A 16,772-nucleotide genomic window follows, 5' to 3' on the forward strand; every position below is an offset into this window, starting at 1 on the left:
TCTCAATTTCGCTACGCTTTTTGGTTATCTCCTCCCTGATTATTTGATCGTGATTCAATAATTGCGCTCAATTAGTTATTGGTTTTATAAATGTTACACAACTCAATAATTGTAGAGGGTGATTGGTGATAATTTCTCCACGATTGTAGTCCGAACTTTTTGTTGTACAACAGACGGTTAGTTGGATCTCTTCTAGTCGTCATGTTGGCTCTCTAAGTTCGAACTTCGTTCTAAAACGTGAGAGAAAAATAATGAAAACATTCAACCTTAAACCCACACTTTTACCTTTAACTTTGCTGCTGAGTTCGCCGGTATTGGCGGCACAAAATGGAACTATGATGCAGTATTTCCATTGGTATGTGCCAAATGACGGCGCACTCTGGACACAAGTTGAAAACAATGCGCCAGCACTATCCGACAACGGTTTTACAGCGCTGTGGTTGCCACCAGCATATAAAGGCGCAGGTGGTAGCAACGACGTTGGTTACGGTGTTTACGATATGTATGACTTAGGGGAGTTTGATCAAAAAGGATCGGTACGAACTAAGTACGGCACCAAAGACCAATATCTAAATGCCATCAAAGCAGCACACAAAAACAATATCCAAATTTATGGTGACGTAGTGTTCAACCATCGTGGCGGTGCAGATGGCAAGTCGTGGGTCGATACCAAGCGTGTGGATTGGAATAACCGCAATATTGAACTTGGCGATAAATGGATTGAAGCATGGGTTGAATTTAGCTTCCCAGGACGTAACGATAAATACTCAGACTTCCATTGGACGTGGTATCACTTTGATGGCGTCGATTGGGATGACGCAGGTAAAGAGAAAGCGATCTTTAAATTCAAAGGTGATGGTAAAGCATGGGATTGGGAAGTCAGTTCTGAAAAAGGCAACTATGACTACCTCATGTACGCAGACTTAGACATGGATCACCCAGAAGTAAAGCAAGAGCTGAAAGATTGGGGTGAATGGTACTTAAACATGACGGGTGTTGATGGCTTCCGAATGGACGCGGTTAAACACATCAAATATCAGTACCTACAAGAGTGGATCGATTACTTGCGTAAGAAAACGGGTAAAGAGCTCTTTACCGTTGGTGAGTACTGGAACTACGACGTGAACAATCTGCACAACTTTATCACTAAGACTTCTGGCAGCATGTCATTGTTTGATGCTCCGTTACATATGAACTTCTATAACGCTTCACGCTCGGGTGGCAACTTCGATATGCGCCGAATCATGGATGGCACCTTAATGAAAGACAACCCAGTGAAAGCAGTAACACTGGTTGAGAACCATGATACGCAACCACTACAGGCCTTAGAGTCTCCGGTGGATTGGTGGTTCAAACCACTTGCGTACGCGTTCATTTTGCTTCGTGAGGAAGGTTATCCGTCAGTCTTCTACGCAGATTACTACGGTGCGCAATACAGCGATAAAGGGCACGACATCAACATGGTGAAAGTGCCTTACATTGAGCAATTGGTGAAAGCACGTAAAGATTATGCTTATGGTAAACAACATTCTTACCTTGACCACTGGGATGTGATTGGTTGGACACGAGAAGGGGATGCGGAGCATCCGAACTCTATGGCGGTTATCATGAGTGATGGTCCTGGCGGAACAAAGTGGATGTACACGGGTTCACCGAGCACACGTTATGTCGATAAACTAGGTATTCGTACCGAAGAAGTATGGACTAACGCTAGTGGATGGGCGGAATTCCCAGTGAACGGCGGATCGGTTTCTGTTTGGGTTGGCGTTAAATAATCTCGAGTGCAGAGTTGCAGGTGTGACCAATTTCGAAAATAGCATGCATTTAATCAATGTCTTATTTGATATTCATGAAACAAATGCGTAACTTTATTGTTGAGCATTATCAGTAGGCAGATTAAGGAAAGGAATCTATGCAGGAAGTTGCAACTATTGCGATTATATTCGGTGCAATATTCGGTGGTGGTATCGTTAAGTTGATTCTTAATCATCGCAAGGAAGTAAAAGCGCTCGAAATCTCTGAGCGTAAACTGATGAATCAAGAAGAGCGAGATGGTCTTAACAAACAAATAGACGACCTGAAACAGCGCGTCGAAGTATTAGAGCGCATCGTTACTGACAACAAATACCAACTTGATAAAGAAATTGCGTCTTTGTAATTCTGAACCAAGAACAAAGAGCCAGTTTAATACTGGCTCTTTTTGTATCTGTCGCTGAATCACAAGAAAGCGAAGTAATGGATTAACGCTCATCAAAGAAGTCTTTGTTGCGAATGTACTTGCTCATTAAGTGATAGGAAAAAGGGCGGATCAACCAACTTACCAAAGAACGCCCAAGGCGCATTAACGTTGGCGTGTTCTCATAAATTCTTCCATTATAAAGCCACAACATTTTACCTACATGCCAATAAAGAAAAGGTACCGGAGGCATAAAAGTAACAATATCGATGTCGCAACAGATTCGATAGGTTTTGTGACTTAAACGATAGCGTTTCTTGAATGTCCAATCACCAATCGCTGGTTGACCAAATGTCACCACTCGTTTGATGCTTTTTGGGTACTTACGTTCGATATAGTCGGCAAACACGCTGCCAATTGCGCCGCCCGACGAATGTCCAGTAATGGTGATGCGCTTACCCTGTAGAATCAGAGGTACAATGGTGGCTTCTAGTCGTTCAATCACACTCAAACCAAGACGATCTTCATTTCGAGAAGGTTGGCTTTCTTGAAACAACAAATGGTAGAAACCTGCATGGATGCGATAGTTAAGTCCTAATCGCTTGCAGCTACGAGTCCACATGGCAAAGTTCAGCAACCAATCGGTAATACTGTGCGAGCCTTTAATAACCACAACGACCTCAGTACGTTTTTTACTCCATAAAACACGGATCATGGTTTTGCCAAATTCGTTTTTAATGATCCGCTGCCCATTAGGGTCAAACCCATAGCGGGTCTGTTTAAAGACTCTGGGGTAGGCGAGATTGCACAGCACGGCGTAGCGTTCGTATTGGTATCGTTTTAATGGCTTCACGTTTTTCTTCTTAGTCTTTGTCAATTTAAAACTCTAGACATGAAATATGAAAAACCGATGAAATGAGCAGGACTAAATTCAGGGTGAAATTTGATAAGTGAAGGTTCTTTGTTTGTACTCAAGCGAGCTTAGCGCTTGAGTACAGACACATAAAGTGCGGACAAAGTTAGTTTGATGCTTGATGAAGAAACTCAAGTTGTTGTTTTTCTTTATCACTCTTCTCATAAGGCTCATCAGAGAGAAGACCGGAATCAAACGCGCCGATTGGATATACTTCGCTTTCGCTTTGACCGTATTGCGCTTTTTCTCCCGGAAAACCAGACATGCGTTCTATCATGATGTCACGCAGTTCATAATCCGTTTTGCCTTTTAAAAGGACTTTATGGAAAGCCTTAAGCTCAATGGTTTGCTCTCCTTCCGATAAACGCTGCTTGTGCACCAATGACGCAATCGCGGAGCCGTTCGATTGATACAGATTCCCCCTTACTCGATAGATACCAGCTTTATCAATTTGTAACGTAATAGGAATGATCATATCAGTATTTTTTGGCGTGCCGCTGCCTACATTGACAATACTTGCGACAGAATGAAAGAGACGTAAATCAGTACTAATGACGTCTTCGCCTTGCTCAAAAGTGATATGGGCAACCAGCCTTAACTCTTCTGGCCAATCAGGTTTTGGGGATATACGCCAGCCAGTTTCTTCCATCGTAAAAGTCGCGAGTGTCTTTTGCTGCTCAATATCTTCGACATCTAGTGACGCTGTCACTATATTGCTAGAGGATTTCAAATTGACTTCGATATCGTCTGGGAAGAAGTGGCGATACTTGGTTAAACTAAGTGTCGCTGTGTCTTTTCCATCTAATACGGGAACGGGCACTTCCTCAAAATGGTTCCAATCTAAATAAGGACTATTCTCTCCAAGGATGGGCTGGGAATATGAGGGGTATTGTAAAACTTGCTCGTGACGCACTGCGATTAACTCGAGATCTTGCGAAGAAGTAATATCCTCTATCAGCGGAGAATCGTCATACTCTACGTTGGCTAGCTCTGTTGTTACTTGGCTTGGCTTAATGATAGAAGAAGCTTGCTTATGTGGCATGAGCTCTTGGGATATTGCAGTTTGAGTCGACGTTTCAGGTCCGTCGGAGGGGGATTTCAAAATAAAGAGTGTGACAGCACCGAGCGTTACGAACGCAACAAGGGGAATAAGTTTTTTGTTGTTCATGTTCAATCTCTTGAATCATCCACTGTGGGTAAACAGAGCCAAACGATGTATTGCTTGGCTCCTGTACGGATTTAAACTGAACTTAGTTATAATCCTGCAGCAATCTCAGACATTGTATCTTGTTGGGAACCTTGAACATAAATGTACTTACTGCCGAACCATCCATTTTGTTGATAGCTATCGACTTTGACTGAGTGACCGTCCGCGAGTGCAACAGAAGTGTTGCTAGACGTCACTTTCCCTTTGTGCTTTGAGCCAATCACTTCGCTGTGGCTGTAGCCATTTCCCATGATGAAAGGGTAATGGTTAGGCATCAAGCTCGTTACGCCTTTACTTTGTGAAGATACTTTACCGTCCATCGCTAAGTGAGTCGAACAACTGTCGAAACTGCCGGAGCTAGAAGAACCACAGGATGAGTGCGCGGCTACAACGCCATCGTCTTTGCCCGGTAAGAAACTTGCTGTTGCTTTAAAATAATCACTGCCATTGCCGACAAAACGAATGCGAGGAATTCGGTGATCAGGCAGCATCGCTATTTGGCGAGCATTTGAGACTTTAAGGTCGTTTAACACTCCAGTGTTGTTTTTGTTCGGAGTATCACCGAGCCAGAGCGAAATAGCATAGCGCATGGCACTGTTTGTCCAGCCGCCACCTTCCGTAATATTGATGACGATATCACCCAGCTCTGAGCCACCACCGGCACCTGCGAAGTCGAAGGTGGCAACGACGTTGAGGGGAGTAAGCCCTGCGTTAGTTAGCCAGTTCTCTTGGTTATCAAGGAGATACCTTGCGACAAGATCACCGGTAGAGTGGGTCACTAAGATACAACCCGGCTGGCATGTCCCATTTCTCGACAACTCTTGAAGCTTCGGCCAAACGTAATCACTGGTAATTTTACCTTCGACGCGCTCTTGAGAAGGCCAGTCAATCCGCGCATCGGCGTATTGCATCCAATAATCTTTCCAATAATCCGCTCCTTCTGTTTCAACTTGCGTTCGCGAAGGTTGAGTTTGCAATTGATCGGGTTGGAAACCGTGAATGAGGACTACTTTGTAATCCCCAATGGCAGCGTTGGAAACTCCGGAAAATGCCATCGCCACTGCGAGTGAGGCAACTTTTGTCATTTTATTCATGATGTTATTAACCTTTGAATGTTTAGACTTGCTAGTAATAGCAACGTTTAATAAGCAAAAAACAAACATCAAAACCACTTTTGCTCAATGGTATGATTAGCGCCATGAATAAATACTAACAACACATCGGATCAGTGAAATGTTAGCGAGGTACAAGAATGAAGATTTTTTTTGCTATAAATGAGAGCATTTGCCGAAGTGGTTTATAAAATTGTTGATAAATTCATTATTTTATCCTCTCGTCTCGGGGACCATTATTCGTTGAAGGGCATTCATGGAGAGTACGTTGAGAAAAAACATCATGTAAGAGTGATGGATGTGTACATGGAATGGTCGAATTGGGTGCGGAGTATTCGCCTGAGTCTGCTTTTTAACCGCATGAATAAAAAAGATAAAATTTATTGTTGACCTAAAATCTTAATCCGTTAAAGTACGCCTCGTTCTCACGGCGCAGGTCGTTAGAGCAGGTGGTGTTACCATCGCATTGATTGCGTTGCCCTGGTGGTGGAATTGGTAGACACAAGGGATTTAAAATCCCTCGACGTTCGCGTTGTGCCGGTTCAAGTCCGGCCCGGGGCACCATCCGAAAATTGAGTGGGTGAATTTAATATCCCGCCGTCGAGTTGACCGGCCGAGTGTCGGACCATCAATTCCGGCTCGGGTCACCATCTCAAATTATGCGACACTAGCTCAGTTGGTAGAGCGCAACCTTGCCAAGGTTGAGGTCACGAGTTCGAACCTCGTGTGTCGCTCCAGTTGAGGCGCCTTGGCAGAGTGGCTATGCAGCGGATTGCAAATCCGTGGACCTCGGTTCGATTCCGGGAGGCGCCTCCATTCAATAAAGTACCATTACATATCTATTGAATGTTTACTGTATAATTGCTGCTTATTAAAACGAAGGCGTTGAAGATAAACGACTCTATCTCGTTAGTAACGTGGTGATAATCGAAAGAGCAAACGCTCTGACGAACCTTTCAAAGTTTCAATACGAAACACTATGGCGCCTTGGCAGAGTGGCTATGCAGCGGATTGCAAATCCGTGGACCTCGGTTCGACTCCGGGAGGCGCCTCCATTCTCTTTCTTGTTTCAATTCAGACCTCTGACCAATCGGTCGTGAGAATTCGCCTTTTCGTTGTGATTCTTCGACAAAAGTATCAATAACCTTTACATCTAACTCTTAATTCTATTTCACCCTGATTTTCGACTGGGCATAACTGCTCAACGATCCCAATTTGATCATTCAACTGTATTAACAGAACGTTGTTGTCTATAAACTATGTGCATTACTAAGGGCTAATTGATAACATCATATATTAACACTTGTTAATATATGAAAGTGTTAGTCTTTTTGCTCAGGAAGAGCGTATTCGGTTTATGGAGAAACACACGTGTTAAGACAATTGAGCAGGCAAATCGTAGTCTTGATGATGAGCACTGCATCTTATACTGCTTTTGCAGCGTCAATGGCAAGTTACCCAGAAGGGTGGCAAGATTGGCCCGTTGTTAAAGAGTCACAAAACCTACCTGCAGATACTGTCCTGCCGCCAGATACTTCACTATTTATTCAAGAATCCGTAAGAGCCTACAGCTGGATCAACAATGGTCAGGGGTCACCACTTACTATCCGAGTGAATCCGAACAAAATAGAGCAATACAAAACTCACGGTCCGTATACAGATGGACCGACTGCGGTGGCGATTTCAGAAGTAGAAGGTATCGTGTGGGTGACAGAACATATTGGAGGTATGGCAATTTATGGCAGCTATGACCGTAAAGGAAAAGACATTAGCCATTCACATCCTTCATTGGCGCCTTCGTTTTGTCAAAGTTGCCATACTACTTATCAGGACATCTGTATAAACGGTACTTGCGCAGAGCCCGTTTTGGATGTGTACAAAGATAAGCAGTAATCCAAAGTGAGTAATCGAGTTTTCGGTTGGTTGACGATAAACCAGATGCTTTTTTTATCGCATCTGGTTTTAGTGATTTCCATTATTTCTGGGTTGTCCTATACTCGCTTCCAAAGTGAATGGGATATGCGTATCGAGCATGCAGTGATTATGGCGAAAACGCATCTGTCTTCACAAATGACGTTTCTCTCCGGCTCTATAGCGGGTCGTAATTACGCAAACTTGATGATGCCTTCGACCAAAGAGAACTTCAGAGCCATCGATGGTCTACTGTTTGTTGAGGTCTCCGGCACGTCAGATTACAAAGAACAAAAAGTGGCAGTTCGATATTTGGCACAATCCAATCAAGTGTGGCGAATTGATGTCAGCGATCAGGAGGTAAGGGAGCTCCAAGCGCAAAAGGGAAACCTTGAGCATATCTTGGCGGCGACGCCTGACACAGATGAAATTAAGCGTAATAAGCTCCAATACCTTATCAACAAAGCAAAGGTTGATTTAGAGGCACTACAAATCAGCAAGGGGCTCAATCAAGATACCAATCTGCCATGGACAAAAGATTATCTTCGACAAACCGACTTCTACTACGATGCCAATCTATCGGTGCTTCATGTTTGTCTGCCTTTAAGAAACGTAAACGGTGGCTACATTTGGGCGGTATTAGATGCAAGTAAACTCGACACTATCAAAACGACGCTAATTAAAGAGCTGCTTAATGAGGCGTTAATCGCTTCATTAATCTCTATGGTGATGATATACATGGTCACCATGTGGATTGTTAGCCCACTCAAGCGTCTTTCAATGTCGATGAAAAAAGACATTGAAAAGATCGACCAATCGTATATTCCTGAAATTCAGCGATCGGATGAAATTGGTGACTTAGCTCGTTCATATTCCAGCTTGATTACGAAAATCAAAAACCAGTTGCGCGTTCTTCGTCAACAAACTGATACTGATGCCTTGACGGGATTAGGGTCGCGTTACTTGTACAAACGTACTGCACCACTGTTTGTTCAGCAAACGGTAGGTAATATGAGTTATGCCTGCTTCGTTTTGTGCGATATCGATAACTTTAAAAAGTTTAATGACACATACGGACATATCGAAGGGGATAACACGTTATGTGATGTTGCTGAACTCTTTCGCTCGTTTTTAGGTAAGGACCAACCGTCGTTTCGATTAGGCGGCGAGGAGTTTGCCTTGCTTGTTTACGGGAATACCTTAGATGTGCTTCAAGCAAAAGTAGAACATTTAAGACAAGCCGTAGAGGCTTTAGCCATTCCACATGCCAAAAATCTTCCATCACAAGTTGTGACCATTTCAGTAGGGGCGGTGCCTCTGACAAAAATAACGCCTTATCCGAGTGTGGATGCATGCGAGAAAGCACTCGAACAAGCCTTTGAGGTTGCGGATAAAAACTTATACCTAGCCAAAGATAAAGGACGCAACGTTGTGATTATGGACAAACCAATTGAAATATAATCAGCACAGCCTAATGGTGTAAAAGAGTAGGGCTTACTCTGAGCTAGTTCTATCGCATCATAAAATGTTGAATTTTTTCAAGCAAATTCAATACTGCTAAACCGTTTTCAACACGTACCAGCCAAATAGATTCATTTCATTTATGAAGAAATGTTAAGAGTTTATTTTCTCGGTGATGAATTACTACACAAAGATGTAGCAAATTTACCGTTAGACCCTTTTAAATCGAGGGTTTTAACCTATCTACCCCTTTAGGGTAGTTTGATTCCGTAATTGATTTACATCATGTATTAATTTTCTTTCACATTTAACAATGCGCTCAGTTATAAGAACCTAACCCTTAGGAAGTACAATGAGCAAGTTGAAGCTAGTAGTCATCGGTAACGGTATGGTAGGCCACCGTTATATCGAAGACTTAGTCGAGAAAGCTGATATGTCTAATATGGACATTACGGTTTTCTGTGAAGAACCTCGTGTCGCATACGACCGTGTGCACCTTTCCTCTTACTTTTCTCACCATACTGCAGATGAACTTTCTTTAGTGAAAGAAGGCTTCTACGAGAAACACGGCATTAACATGTTGATCGGTGAGCGTGCGATTAACATCAACCGTGAAAACCGCATTGTTTACTCAAGCACTGGTCGTGAAGTTCAATACGACAAGCTGATTCTTGCTACTGGCTCATTCCCATTTGTTCCACCTATCAAAGGTCACGAAAGCAAAGACTGTTTTGTTTACCGCACTATCGAAGATCTTAAAGCGATCGAAGCGTGTGCGAAGAAGAGCAAATCAGGTGTTGTTGTCGGTGGTGGTCTGCTAGGTCTTGAAGCAGCTGGTGCATTGAAAGCACTAGGTGTAGAAACGCACGTTGTTGAGTTCGCACCAAAGCTAATGGCTGAGCAACTTGATCTAGCTGGTGGTAACCAACTTCGTCAAAAGATCGAGCGCATGGGCGTGAACGTTCACACTAGCAAAAACACGCTTGAGATCGCGGCAGAAGGCACAAATGCACGCAACGTTATGCGTTTTGCTGACGGTTCAGAGCTAGAAACAGACTTCATCGTATTCTCCGCAGGTATTCGTCCACAAGACAAACTAGCGCGCCAAATGGAGCTAGAAGTGGCACCTCGTGGCGGTGTTGCTATCAACGACCATTGTCAGACTTCTGATGAGAACATCTACGCCATCGGTGAGTGTGCGTCTTGGAACGAAATGTTCTACGGCCTGGTTGCTCCTGGCTACAAGATGGCGACAGTTGCCGTTGATCATCTACTAGGTAACACAGAAAGCAAATTCGAAGGCGCTGACATGTCTGCGAAGCTGAAACTTCTTGGTGTAAAAGTAGGTTCAATCGGTGACGCAAACGGTCGTACCGAAGGCTGTAAGAGTTACATTTACCAAAACGAAGAGCAAGAAGTTTACAAACGTCTTATCGTTTCTGAAGACAACAAGAAACTGCTTGGCGCGGTTATGGTCGGTGACACCTCTGATTACGGCGACCTGCTTCAACTTATGTTGAACGAAATCGACCTACCAGAACACCCGGATGCGTTGATCCTTCCTGCACACGCAGGCGCTGAGAAACCAGCACTAGGTGCAGACGCTCTACCAGAAAGCGCAGTAATCTGTTCTTGTTTCGACGTAACCAAAGGCAAGATCGCACAAGCGGTTGCTGATGGTCACCACACATTGGGCGACATCAAAGCCGTGACTGGCGCAGGTACAGGCTGTGGTGGTTGTATTCCTCTAGTCACTTCTGTTCTAAATGCTGAGCTTGCTAAATCTGGCATCGAAGTGAAGAACGACGTGTGTGAGCACTTTGCATACTCACGCCAAGAATTATTCCACCTTATCCGCATTGAAGAGATCAAAACATTTGATGAGCTTCTAGAAAAATACGGTAAAGGTTACGGCTGTGAAGTTTGTAAACCATTGGCTGGTTCTATCTTGGCTTCTTGCTGGGGTGAGCACATTCTTAAGCCACAACTGGTTAAGCTGCACGACACGAACGATAACTTCCTAGGTAACATCCAAAAAGACGGTACTTACTCTGTGATCCCACGTATGGCGGGTGGTGAAGTAACGCCTCAAGCACTGGGTGCGCTAGCGAACGTTGCTGCTGAATACAACCTGTACACCAAAGTCACTGGTGCTCAACGTATTGGTCTGTTTGGTGCTCAAAAAGACGATCTTCCAGAGATCTGGCGCAAGCTTATCGACGCTGGTTTCGAAACAGGTCAGGCGTACGCAAAAGCCCTTCGTATGGCGAAGACCTGTGTTGGCTCAACGTGGTGTCGTTACGGTGTTCAAGACTCTGTTGGTCTAGGCTCCTACATCGAGAACCGTTACAAAGGCATTCGTACACCTCATAAGATGAAGTTCGGTGTTTCTGGTTGTACTCGTGAGTGTGCGGAAGCACAAGGTAAAGACCTTGGTATCATCGCGACTGACGCAGGCTGGAACATGTACGTATGTGGTAACGGCGGTATGAAACCTCGTCACGCAGACCTACTTGCAAGTGACCTAGATAAAGAAACGCTAATCAAGTACATCGACCGCTTCATGATGTTCTACATCCGTACTGCTGCGCCACTACAACGCACATCAGTTTGGATGGAAAACATGGAAGGTGGCGTTGACTACCTACGCGAAGTGATTGTTGACGACAAACTTGGCATCAACGCGCAACTAGAAGCAGACGTAGCGAAACTTGTCGACGAATACGAGTGTGAGTGGACTGCGACTATCAACGACGAATCACAACTGACTCGTTTCGCGCACTTCATCAACTCTGACAAGCGCGATGAAAACGTCGTGTTTGTACAAGAGCGTGAACAGCACCGCCCAGCAACCTTCACGGAAAAACACCCTGAAGCGAAAGGCGACATCCTACACGTAGCGATCACTGAAGCATAAGGGAAGGTTGATTATGTCATTTGAAAAGATTTGCCAAATCAGCGACATCGTACCGGGCACGGGTGTTTGTGCACTGGTTGATGGTCAGCAAGTTGCGGTATTTCGCCCAACACAAGCAGAAGAAGTGCTGGCTATCAGCAACACAGATCCGTTCTTCCAATCAAACGTGCTTTCTCGCGGTTTGATCTGTGAGCACCAAGGCGAGCTTTGGGTGGCAAGCCCACTTAAAAAGCAGCGCTTTAACCTGACTACAGGTGCGTGCATGGAAGACGAGCGTTTTAGCGTGAAAGCGTACAAAACGCGCGTAACCAACGGCGAAGTAGAGATTTCTGCATAAGCGTGGTTTCCATTCCCTCCTCTAAGGGGGAGGGAATGAACCGAAATCTAGATTTAATAGGTAAAGGCTTTCCAGAGTCATCTGCGGGGGACAGGGAAGCGAGATGTTACTGAGTTAACGGGAAGCCTTTCTCTATTCAATCTTTAATTTTTAACTTTCACTTTTTGAATAAGGACACATTCATGTCTACTGATTTTAAGCCTGCAGAATTCGTTCAAACCATGATCAACGTGGGTGAAGCGAAAACCAACACCAGTACTCGCGATTTGCTACTCCGCGGTACAATGGCGGGTATCATCCTGTCGCTAGCGGTGGTTGTGGCTATTACGACTATCGTACAAACGGGCGTGGGCGTTGTGGGTGCGCTTGTCTTCCCAGTTGGTTTCGTGATTCTAAGTGTGATGGGTTACGACCTAGTAACAGGTGTTTTTGGTCTGGCTCCTCTAGCTAAATTTGCAAACCGTCCTGGTATCACTTGGGGTCGTATCTTCCGTTGTTGGGGTTTGGTTGGTTTGGGTAACCTAATCGGTTCTCTAATCGTTGCTTACCTAGTAGCTATCTCTCTAACAGGTAACTTCTCTCTAGAATTGAACGCAGTAGCGAAGAAATTTGTCGCTGTTTCTACAGCACGTAGTCTTGGTTTCGAAAATATGGGCATGGACGGATGGATCACGTGTTTCGTACGCGGCATCTTCTGTAACCTAATGGTGTGTCTTGGCGTTATCGGCAACATGACTGCACGTTCAGTGTCTGGTCGTGTAGCAATGATGTGGTTCCCAATCTTCATCTTCTTCGCACTAGTATTTGAGCACACAGTGGTAAACATGTTCCTATTCCCACTAGGTATGATTCTAGGCGCTGATTTCGGTATTGCGACTTGGTTGAACTTCAACCTTATCCCAACCATCCTAGGTAACATCGTTGGTGGTCTAGTGATGACTTGTATTCCACTGTACCTAACTCACGCTAAAACTGCGCCTTCTATCAATGCTGAAGAAGAAGTAAAAGCACAGCCTGCAATGGCTAAATAATCGAGGTTTATTGCCAATATTAGGTAATGAACAAGTCGGGACTCTCTTTGGACTTGAACTGAGAGATTCCCGACTACGCTCCTTCGTCGCTTTCGGGAATGACTCATATAGGGGCAATTCAACAAATACTGCTCATCTAATGCGATAACAAGCAAAGCGAAAAGCCTGTCATTCCTTAGATGAAGGAACTTCAGAGCAGGGAACCTCGTTCCCATATACTAATAAGCTATTTGGCTATAAAAAGCGTTTCTTTGTCAGAGTCTCTCTTTATATCTAAATTCTTCGATAGGCGTTGATATGACAACTGTTAACTCATCTTTAAACAGCGGCTTTGTTTCTCTTGTTGGTGCAGGTCCGGGTGATCCAGATTTACTGACAGTAAAGGGCTTAAAAGCCATTCAAGCAGCCGAAGTTGTGGTGTATGACCGATTGGTGTCGAAAGACATTCTAGAATTGGCGCACGCATCAGCAGAGATGATCTACGTAGGTAAAAAGTTGGACTTTCACTGCGTGCCTCAAGATCAAATCAACCAAATCTTGGTGCAAAAAGCGCAAGAAGGTAAACGCGTTGTACGTCTAAAAGGCGGCGATTCATTTATCTTTGGTCGTGGCGGTGAAGAGCTAGAAGAGCTAGCAGAATTCGGCATCAAATACGAAGTGGTTCCGGGTATCACAGCTGCTGCGGGTGCAACGGCTTACGCAGGTATTCCATTAACGCATCGTGACCACGCGCAAAGCGTTCAGTTCATTACTGGTCACGTACAAAAAGATGGCCGTGAGATTGAATGGCACTCGCTAGCGCAGTCAAACAACACGCTTGTGTTCTATATGGGGTTGAAGCAAAGCGGTCATATCATGGATAAGCTTATCACACATGGATTAGACCCAGAGATGCCATGCGCTATCATTGAAAACGGCACACGTACAGAGCAGCGCGTATTCCAAGGTAATCTGAACGAGCTATCTAATATGGCAGAACAAGCAGTGAGCCCTGCGTTGATTGTGGTTGGCAGCGTGACGCAATTGCACAGCAAATTGGATTGGTTTGGAAAATAACTGAAGACTTAGTCTTAAGCATTAGATCGCGCAAGGACTGCGTTTCTGTTGCATCTCTCTTTTTCGCATTGGCATTTCATCGATCAAATCGTTGATGAACTGCCAATCAGTCTTCGCACCCCAGCGGTGTTTCTCTTCTCCGTCTTTACCCAAAAGAATCGCAGTGTGTTGACCTGCTTTGACTTCGTAGAGAGCAGCCAGCATTTTCAAATCGAACTCTTCTTTTAACCATGAAGGTTCAGTAAAACCGTCCTCTGCAATCACTAAAGTGATCACATCGCGGTCTTCCAATTCACATTCATTCATCAAAGCTTCGAGCAAAAACTGTTTTACGTGGTCGTCATTCGCAGGGGCAAAGTATAGGACACTGCGATGTGGCCAGTACTGTGAGTGTGCTGGATAACCAAACGCATTGCCTGATATGAGGCATGCAAGCAAAAGGGCTAACGTCGACTTGTTCATGGCTCCCTCCTTGAAACGCGAGACTTCGTTTATCACGTTATACGGTAAGTTTAGTGGAATTAGCTCATTGTGCTTTGGTCCAAAGTGGCATAGGGTATGCGGCAAACAAATAAAGCGTATTAAATAGATGAACTCTGAAAGCAAACAAAAGATCGCAATCTTAGTCGACGTACAGAACGTGTATTACACCTGTCGTGAAGCGTACCGCAGCAATTTTGATTACAACCAGTTTTGGTATGTCGCGACACAAGGAAAAGAAGTGGTGAGTGCACGTGCCTATGCCATTGCGAGCAATGACCCAAAACAGCGTCAGTTCCACCATATTTTGCGTGGTGTTGGGTTTGAGGTGATGCTTAAACCTTATATTCAACGTCGTGACGGGAGCTCGAAAGGCGACTGGGATGTAGGTATTACACTAGATGCGATTGAGATTGCGCCGGAAGTGGATGAAGTGGTTCTGGTATCTGGCGATGGCGATTTTAGTTTGTTGGTGGAACGCATTCAGCAACGCTTTAACAAGAAAGTCACAGTGTATGGCGTACCAAAGTTAACTTCCCAAACCTTGATTGATTGCGCGGACCATTTTGTTGCTGTCGATGACGACTTTCTTCTTTAACTTCTCTCGCTGTATAACTTTGAGAATAAAGAAAGGGCGAGTCACTTCAGGCTGTACATTAACGTACAATGACTCGCCCCGAACTATAAGTTGGTTAGTTACGAAGGAATGATCATTTGTCCTAGCACGTAACCCAAGCAACAAGCGCCAATCACACCAATTAAACCCACAGACATGAATGAGTGGTTGAAGTACCACTTACCAATCTTAGTCGTACCTGAAGTATCGAAGTTTACTGTCGCGATATCAGAAGGGTAGTTAGGGATAAAGAAGTAGCCGTAAACCGCAGGCATTAAGCCGATAAGCAGTGCAGGGTCCAAGCCTAGTCCGAGACCAACAGGTAACATCATACGTGCTGTTGCTGCTTGAGAGTTCACTACTACTGATACGATGAATAGCGCGAGTGCGAACGTCCAAGGATAGTTGGTTACCATTTCTACAATGCCGGACTTGAATTGAGGCATCGCGTATTGGAAGTAGGTATCTGACATCCATGCAATACCGAAGATAGCAATCGCTGCCACCATGCCGGATTTAAAAACAACGCCGTTTGGCACGTCACGTGGGTCGGTTTTGGTCGCAAGCAAAATAATACCGCCGAAGCAGAGCATCATCATCTGAATAACCACCGCCATGCTGATTGGCTTCGCGCCATCGACGATGGTTCGTACTTCCGGCCACATCGCAATAACGACGATCACAAGAATCGACAAAATGAACAGCAAAACAGAGTTGCGTGCGCTCGCTGGAAGCACTTCATCCAAAGAAGTTGCCGTTGTGTTTAAGATTTTCTCACGCCAAACCGGATCTTTTAGACGCTCTTGGTACTCTTCGTCATCTTCAAGCTCTTTACCGCGTTTCAAGCTGTATAGCGACATCAACAGCGTACCAAACAAGGTTGCTGGTACTGTTACGAGAAGAATCGATAGCAAGGTGATTTCGTGTTGAATGTCAGACAGTTGTGCTAGGTAGTAAACCACAGCGGCTGAAATTGGTGATGCCGTGATTGCGATTTGAGAAGCAACGGATGCCGCAGCCATCGGACGCTCAGGGCGAATGCCGTTTTTCAACGCAACGTCGCCAATGATTGGCATGATGGAGTATACCGCGTGACCAGTACCAAGTAGAAAGGTCATAAAGTAAGTGACGAACGGTGCAATGAGGGTAACGCGCTTAGGGTTCTTACGCAGTACGCGCTCGGCTACCTGCAACATGTATTTTAAACCGCCAGCAGCTTCAAGAATGGAAGCACAAGTAACCACCGCAAGGATGATCAGCATTACAGTGACGGGTGGGGAGGTTGGTGGCATCTTGAAGATGAAAACCTCAATGACCAAACCAATACCTGAAACAACACCAAGACCAATGCCGCCATACCGTGAACCGATATACAGCATCACGAGCAAAAATAGAAACTCAAGATACAACATGTTTAATTTCCTTATTAGAAACAGGGACTTTTATTGTTTCTATATTCAAGAAAAAAATACTTAGCCTTGTTCACATTCCATTTCATAGGAAATAGTAATGTCTAATAATTGGGAATAACTCACGCTACGGAGCCAAAGTGTTA

General features: G+C 44.6%; 14 protein-coding genes and 4 tRNA genes. 13 read left to right on the forward strand and 5 right to left on the reverse strand.

What is annotated here, in order from left to right:
- Positions 1-251 precede the first annotated feature (251 nt).
- Positions 252-1,775 carry an alpha-amylase gene (gene amyS, locus OH459_RS11785; RefSeq protein WP_005446966.1) on the forward strand — a complete coding sequence of 508 codons (1,524 nt, stop codon included), beginning with the start codon at positions 252-254 and terminating at the stop codon, positions 1,773-1,775.
- 137 nt (positions 1,776-1,912) lie between these two features.
- On the forward strand, positions 1,913-2,158 hold the full coding sequence (locus OH459_RS11790; RefSeq protein ID WP_005446964.1) for a hypothetical protein: 246 nt from the start codon (positions 1,913-1,915) through the stop codon (positions 2,156-2,158).
- Between the two features lie 82 nt (positions 2,159-2,240).
- On the opposite strand, the gene OH459_RS11795 is transcribed toward OH459_RS11790, so the two are convergent.
- The 3 genes from OH459_RS11795 to OH459_RS11805 all read right to left on the reverse strand — a co-directional run bounded on the left by OH459_RS11795 (position 2,241) and on the right by OH459_RS11805 (position 5,390).
- Positions 2,241-3,029 carry a lipase family protein gene (locus tag OH459_RS11795; RefSeq protein ID WP_038899627.1) on the reverse strand — a complete coding sequence of 263 codons (789 nt, stop codon included), beginning with the start codon at positions 3,027-3,029 and terminating at the stop codon, positions 2,241-2,243.
- Positions 3,030-3,195: 166 nt separating this feature from the next.
- The gene (locus OH459_RS11800) at positions 3,196-4,257 is read right to left on the reverse strand and encodes a hypothetical protein (protein ID WP_269986898.1); all 1,062 of its coding nucleotides are present in this window, start codon (positions 4,255-4,257) and stop codon (positions 3,196-3,198) included.
- Positions 4,258-4,343: 86 nt separating this feature from the next.
- Positions 4,344-5,390 carry a hypothetical protein gene (locus tag OH459_RS11805; RefSeq protein WP_026138207.1) on the reverse strand — a complete coding sequence of 349 codons (1,047 nt, stop codon included), beginning with the start codon at positions 5,388-5,390 and terminating at the stop codon, positions 4,344-4,346.
- A gap of 495 nt (positions 5,391-5,885) precedes the next feature.
- On the opposite strand from OH459_RS11805, the gene OH459_RS11810 reads away from it, so the two are divergent.
- From OH459_RS11810 to cobA, 10 genes are all read left to right on the forward strand, one after another.
- Positions 5,886-5,972 (forward strand) — tRNA-Leu (locus OH459_RS11810).
- 97 nt (positions 5,973-6,069) lie between these two features.
- Positions 6,070-6,145, forward strand: a tRNA-Gly gene (locus OH459_RS11815).
- A gap of 5 nt (positions 6,146-6,150) precedes the next feature.
- Positions 6,151-6,224, forward strand: a tRNA-Cys gene (locus tag OH459_RS11820).
- 165 nt (positions 6,225-6,389) lie between these two features.
- Positions 6,390-6,463, forward strand: a tRNA-Cys gene (locus tag OH459_RS11825).
- Between the two features lie 352 nt (positions 6,464-6,815).
- Complete coding sequence (locus OH459_RS11830) at positions 6,816-7,301, forward strand: hypothetical protein (RefSeq protein WP_009696661.1); 486 nt, start codon at positions 6,816-6,818, stop codon at positions 7,299-7,301.
- 126 nt (positions 7,302-7,427) lie between these two features.
- Positions 7,428-8,780, forward strand: coding sequence for a sensor domain-containing diguanylate cyclase (locus OH459_RS11835; protein ID WP_154203041.1), 1,353 nt, complete (start codon positions 7,428-7,430; stop codon positions 8,778-8,780).
- Positions 8,781-9,132: 352 nt separating this feature from the next.
- Positions 9,133-11,697, forward strand: coding sequence for a nitrite reductase large subunit NirB (gene nirB / locus OH459_RS11840; RefSeq protein ID WP_269986899.1), 2,565 nt, complete (start codon positions 9,133-9,135; stop codon positions 11,695-11,697).
- Between the two features lie 13 nt (positions 11,698-11,710).
- A complete protein-coding gene (gene nirD, locus OH459_RS11845) occupies positions 11,711-12,034 on the forward strand; it encodes a nitrite reductase small subunit NirD (protein WP_005387969.1) in 324 nt (107 codons plus the stop codon).
- Positions 12,035-12,216: 182 nt separating this feature from the next.
- A complete protein-coding gene (locus tag OH459_RS11850; protein ID WP_005446948.1) occupies positions 12,217-13,065 on the forward strand; it encodes a formate/nitrite transporter family protein in 849 nt (282 codons plus the stop codon).
- A 297-nt stretch (positions 13,066-13,362) separates the two neighbouring features.
- Positions 13,363-14,121: a uroporphyrinogen-III C-methyltransferase gene (gene cobA / locus OH459_RS11855; protein ID WP_029789298.1), complete on the forward strand. Its 759-nt coding sequence runs from the start codon at positions 13,363-13,365 to the stop codon at positions 14,119-14,121.
- A 21-nt stretch (positions 14,122-14,142) separates the two neighbouring features.
- On the opposite strand, the gene OH459_RS11860 is transcribed toward cobA, so the two are convergent.
- A complete protein-coding gene (locus OH459_RS11860; RefSeq protein WP_009696657.1) occupies positions 14,143-14,583 on the reverse strand; it encodes a DUF4174 domain-containing protein in 441 nt (146 codons plus the stop codon).
- Positions 14,584-14,710: 127 nt separating this feature from the next.
- Between OH459_RS11860 and OH459_RS11865 the strand changes: the two genes are divergently transcribed.
- Positions 14,711-15,199, forward strand: a complete 489-nt coding sequence (locus OH459_RS11865; RefSeq protein WP_005446941.1) for a LabA-like NYN domain-containing protein — start codon at positions 14,711-14,713, stop codon at positions 15,197-15,199.
- 98 nt (positions 15,200-15,297) lie between these two features.
- Here the strand turns inward: OH459_RS11865 and OH459_RS11870 are convergent, their stop codons facing one another.
- Complete coding sequence (locus OH459_RS11870; protein WP_005446939.1) at positions 15,298-16,629, reverse strand: anaerobic C4-dicarboxylate transporter; 1,332 nt, start codon at positions 16,627-16,629, stop codon at positions 15,298-15,300.
- Positions 16,630-16,772: the final 143 nt, after the last annotated feature.

Source organism: Vibrio sp. MM46, from assembly GCF_027587135.1.
GTDB classification, from domain to species: Bacteria; Pseudomonadota; Gammaproteobacteria; order Enterobacterales; family Vibrionaceae; genus Vibrio; species Vibrio harveyi.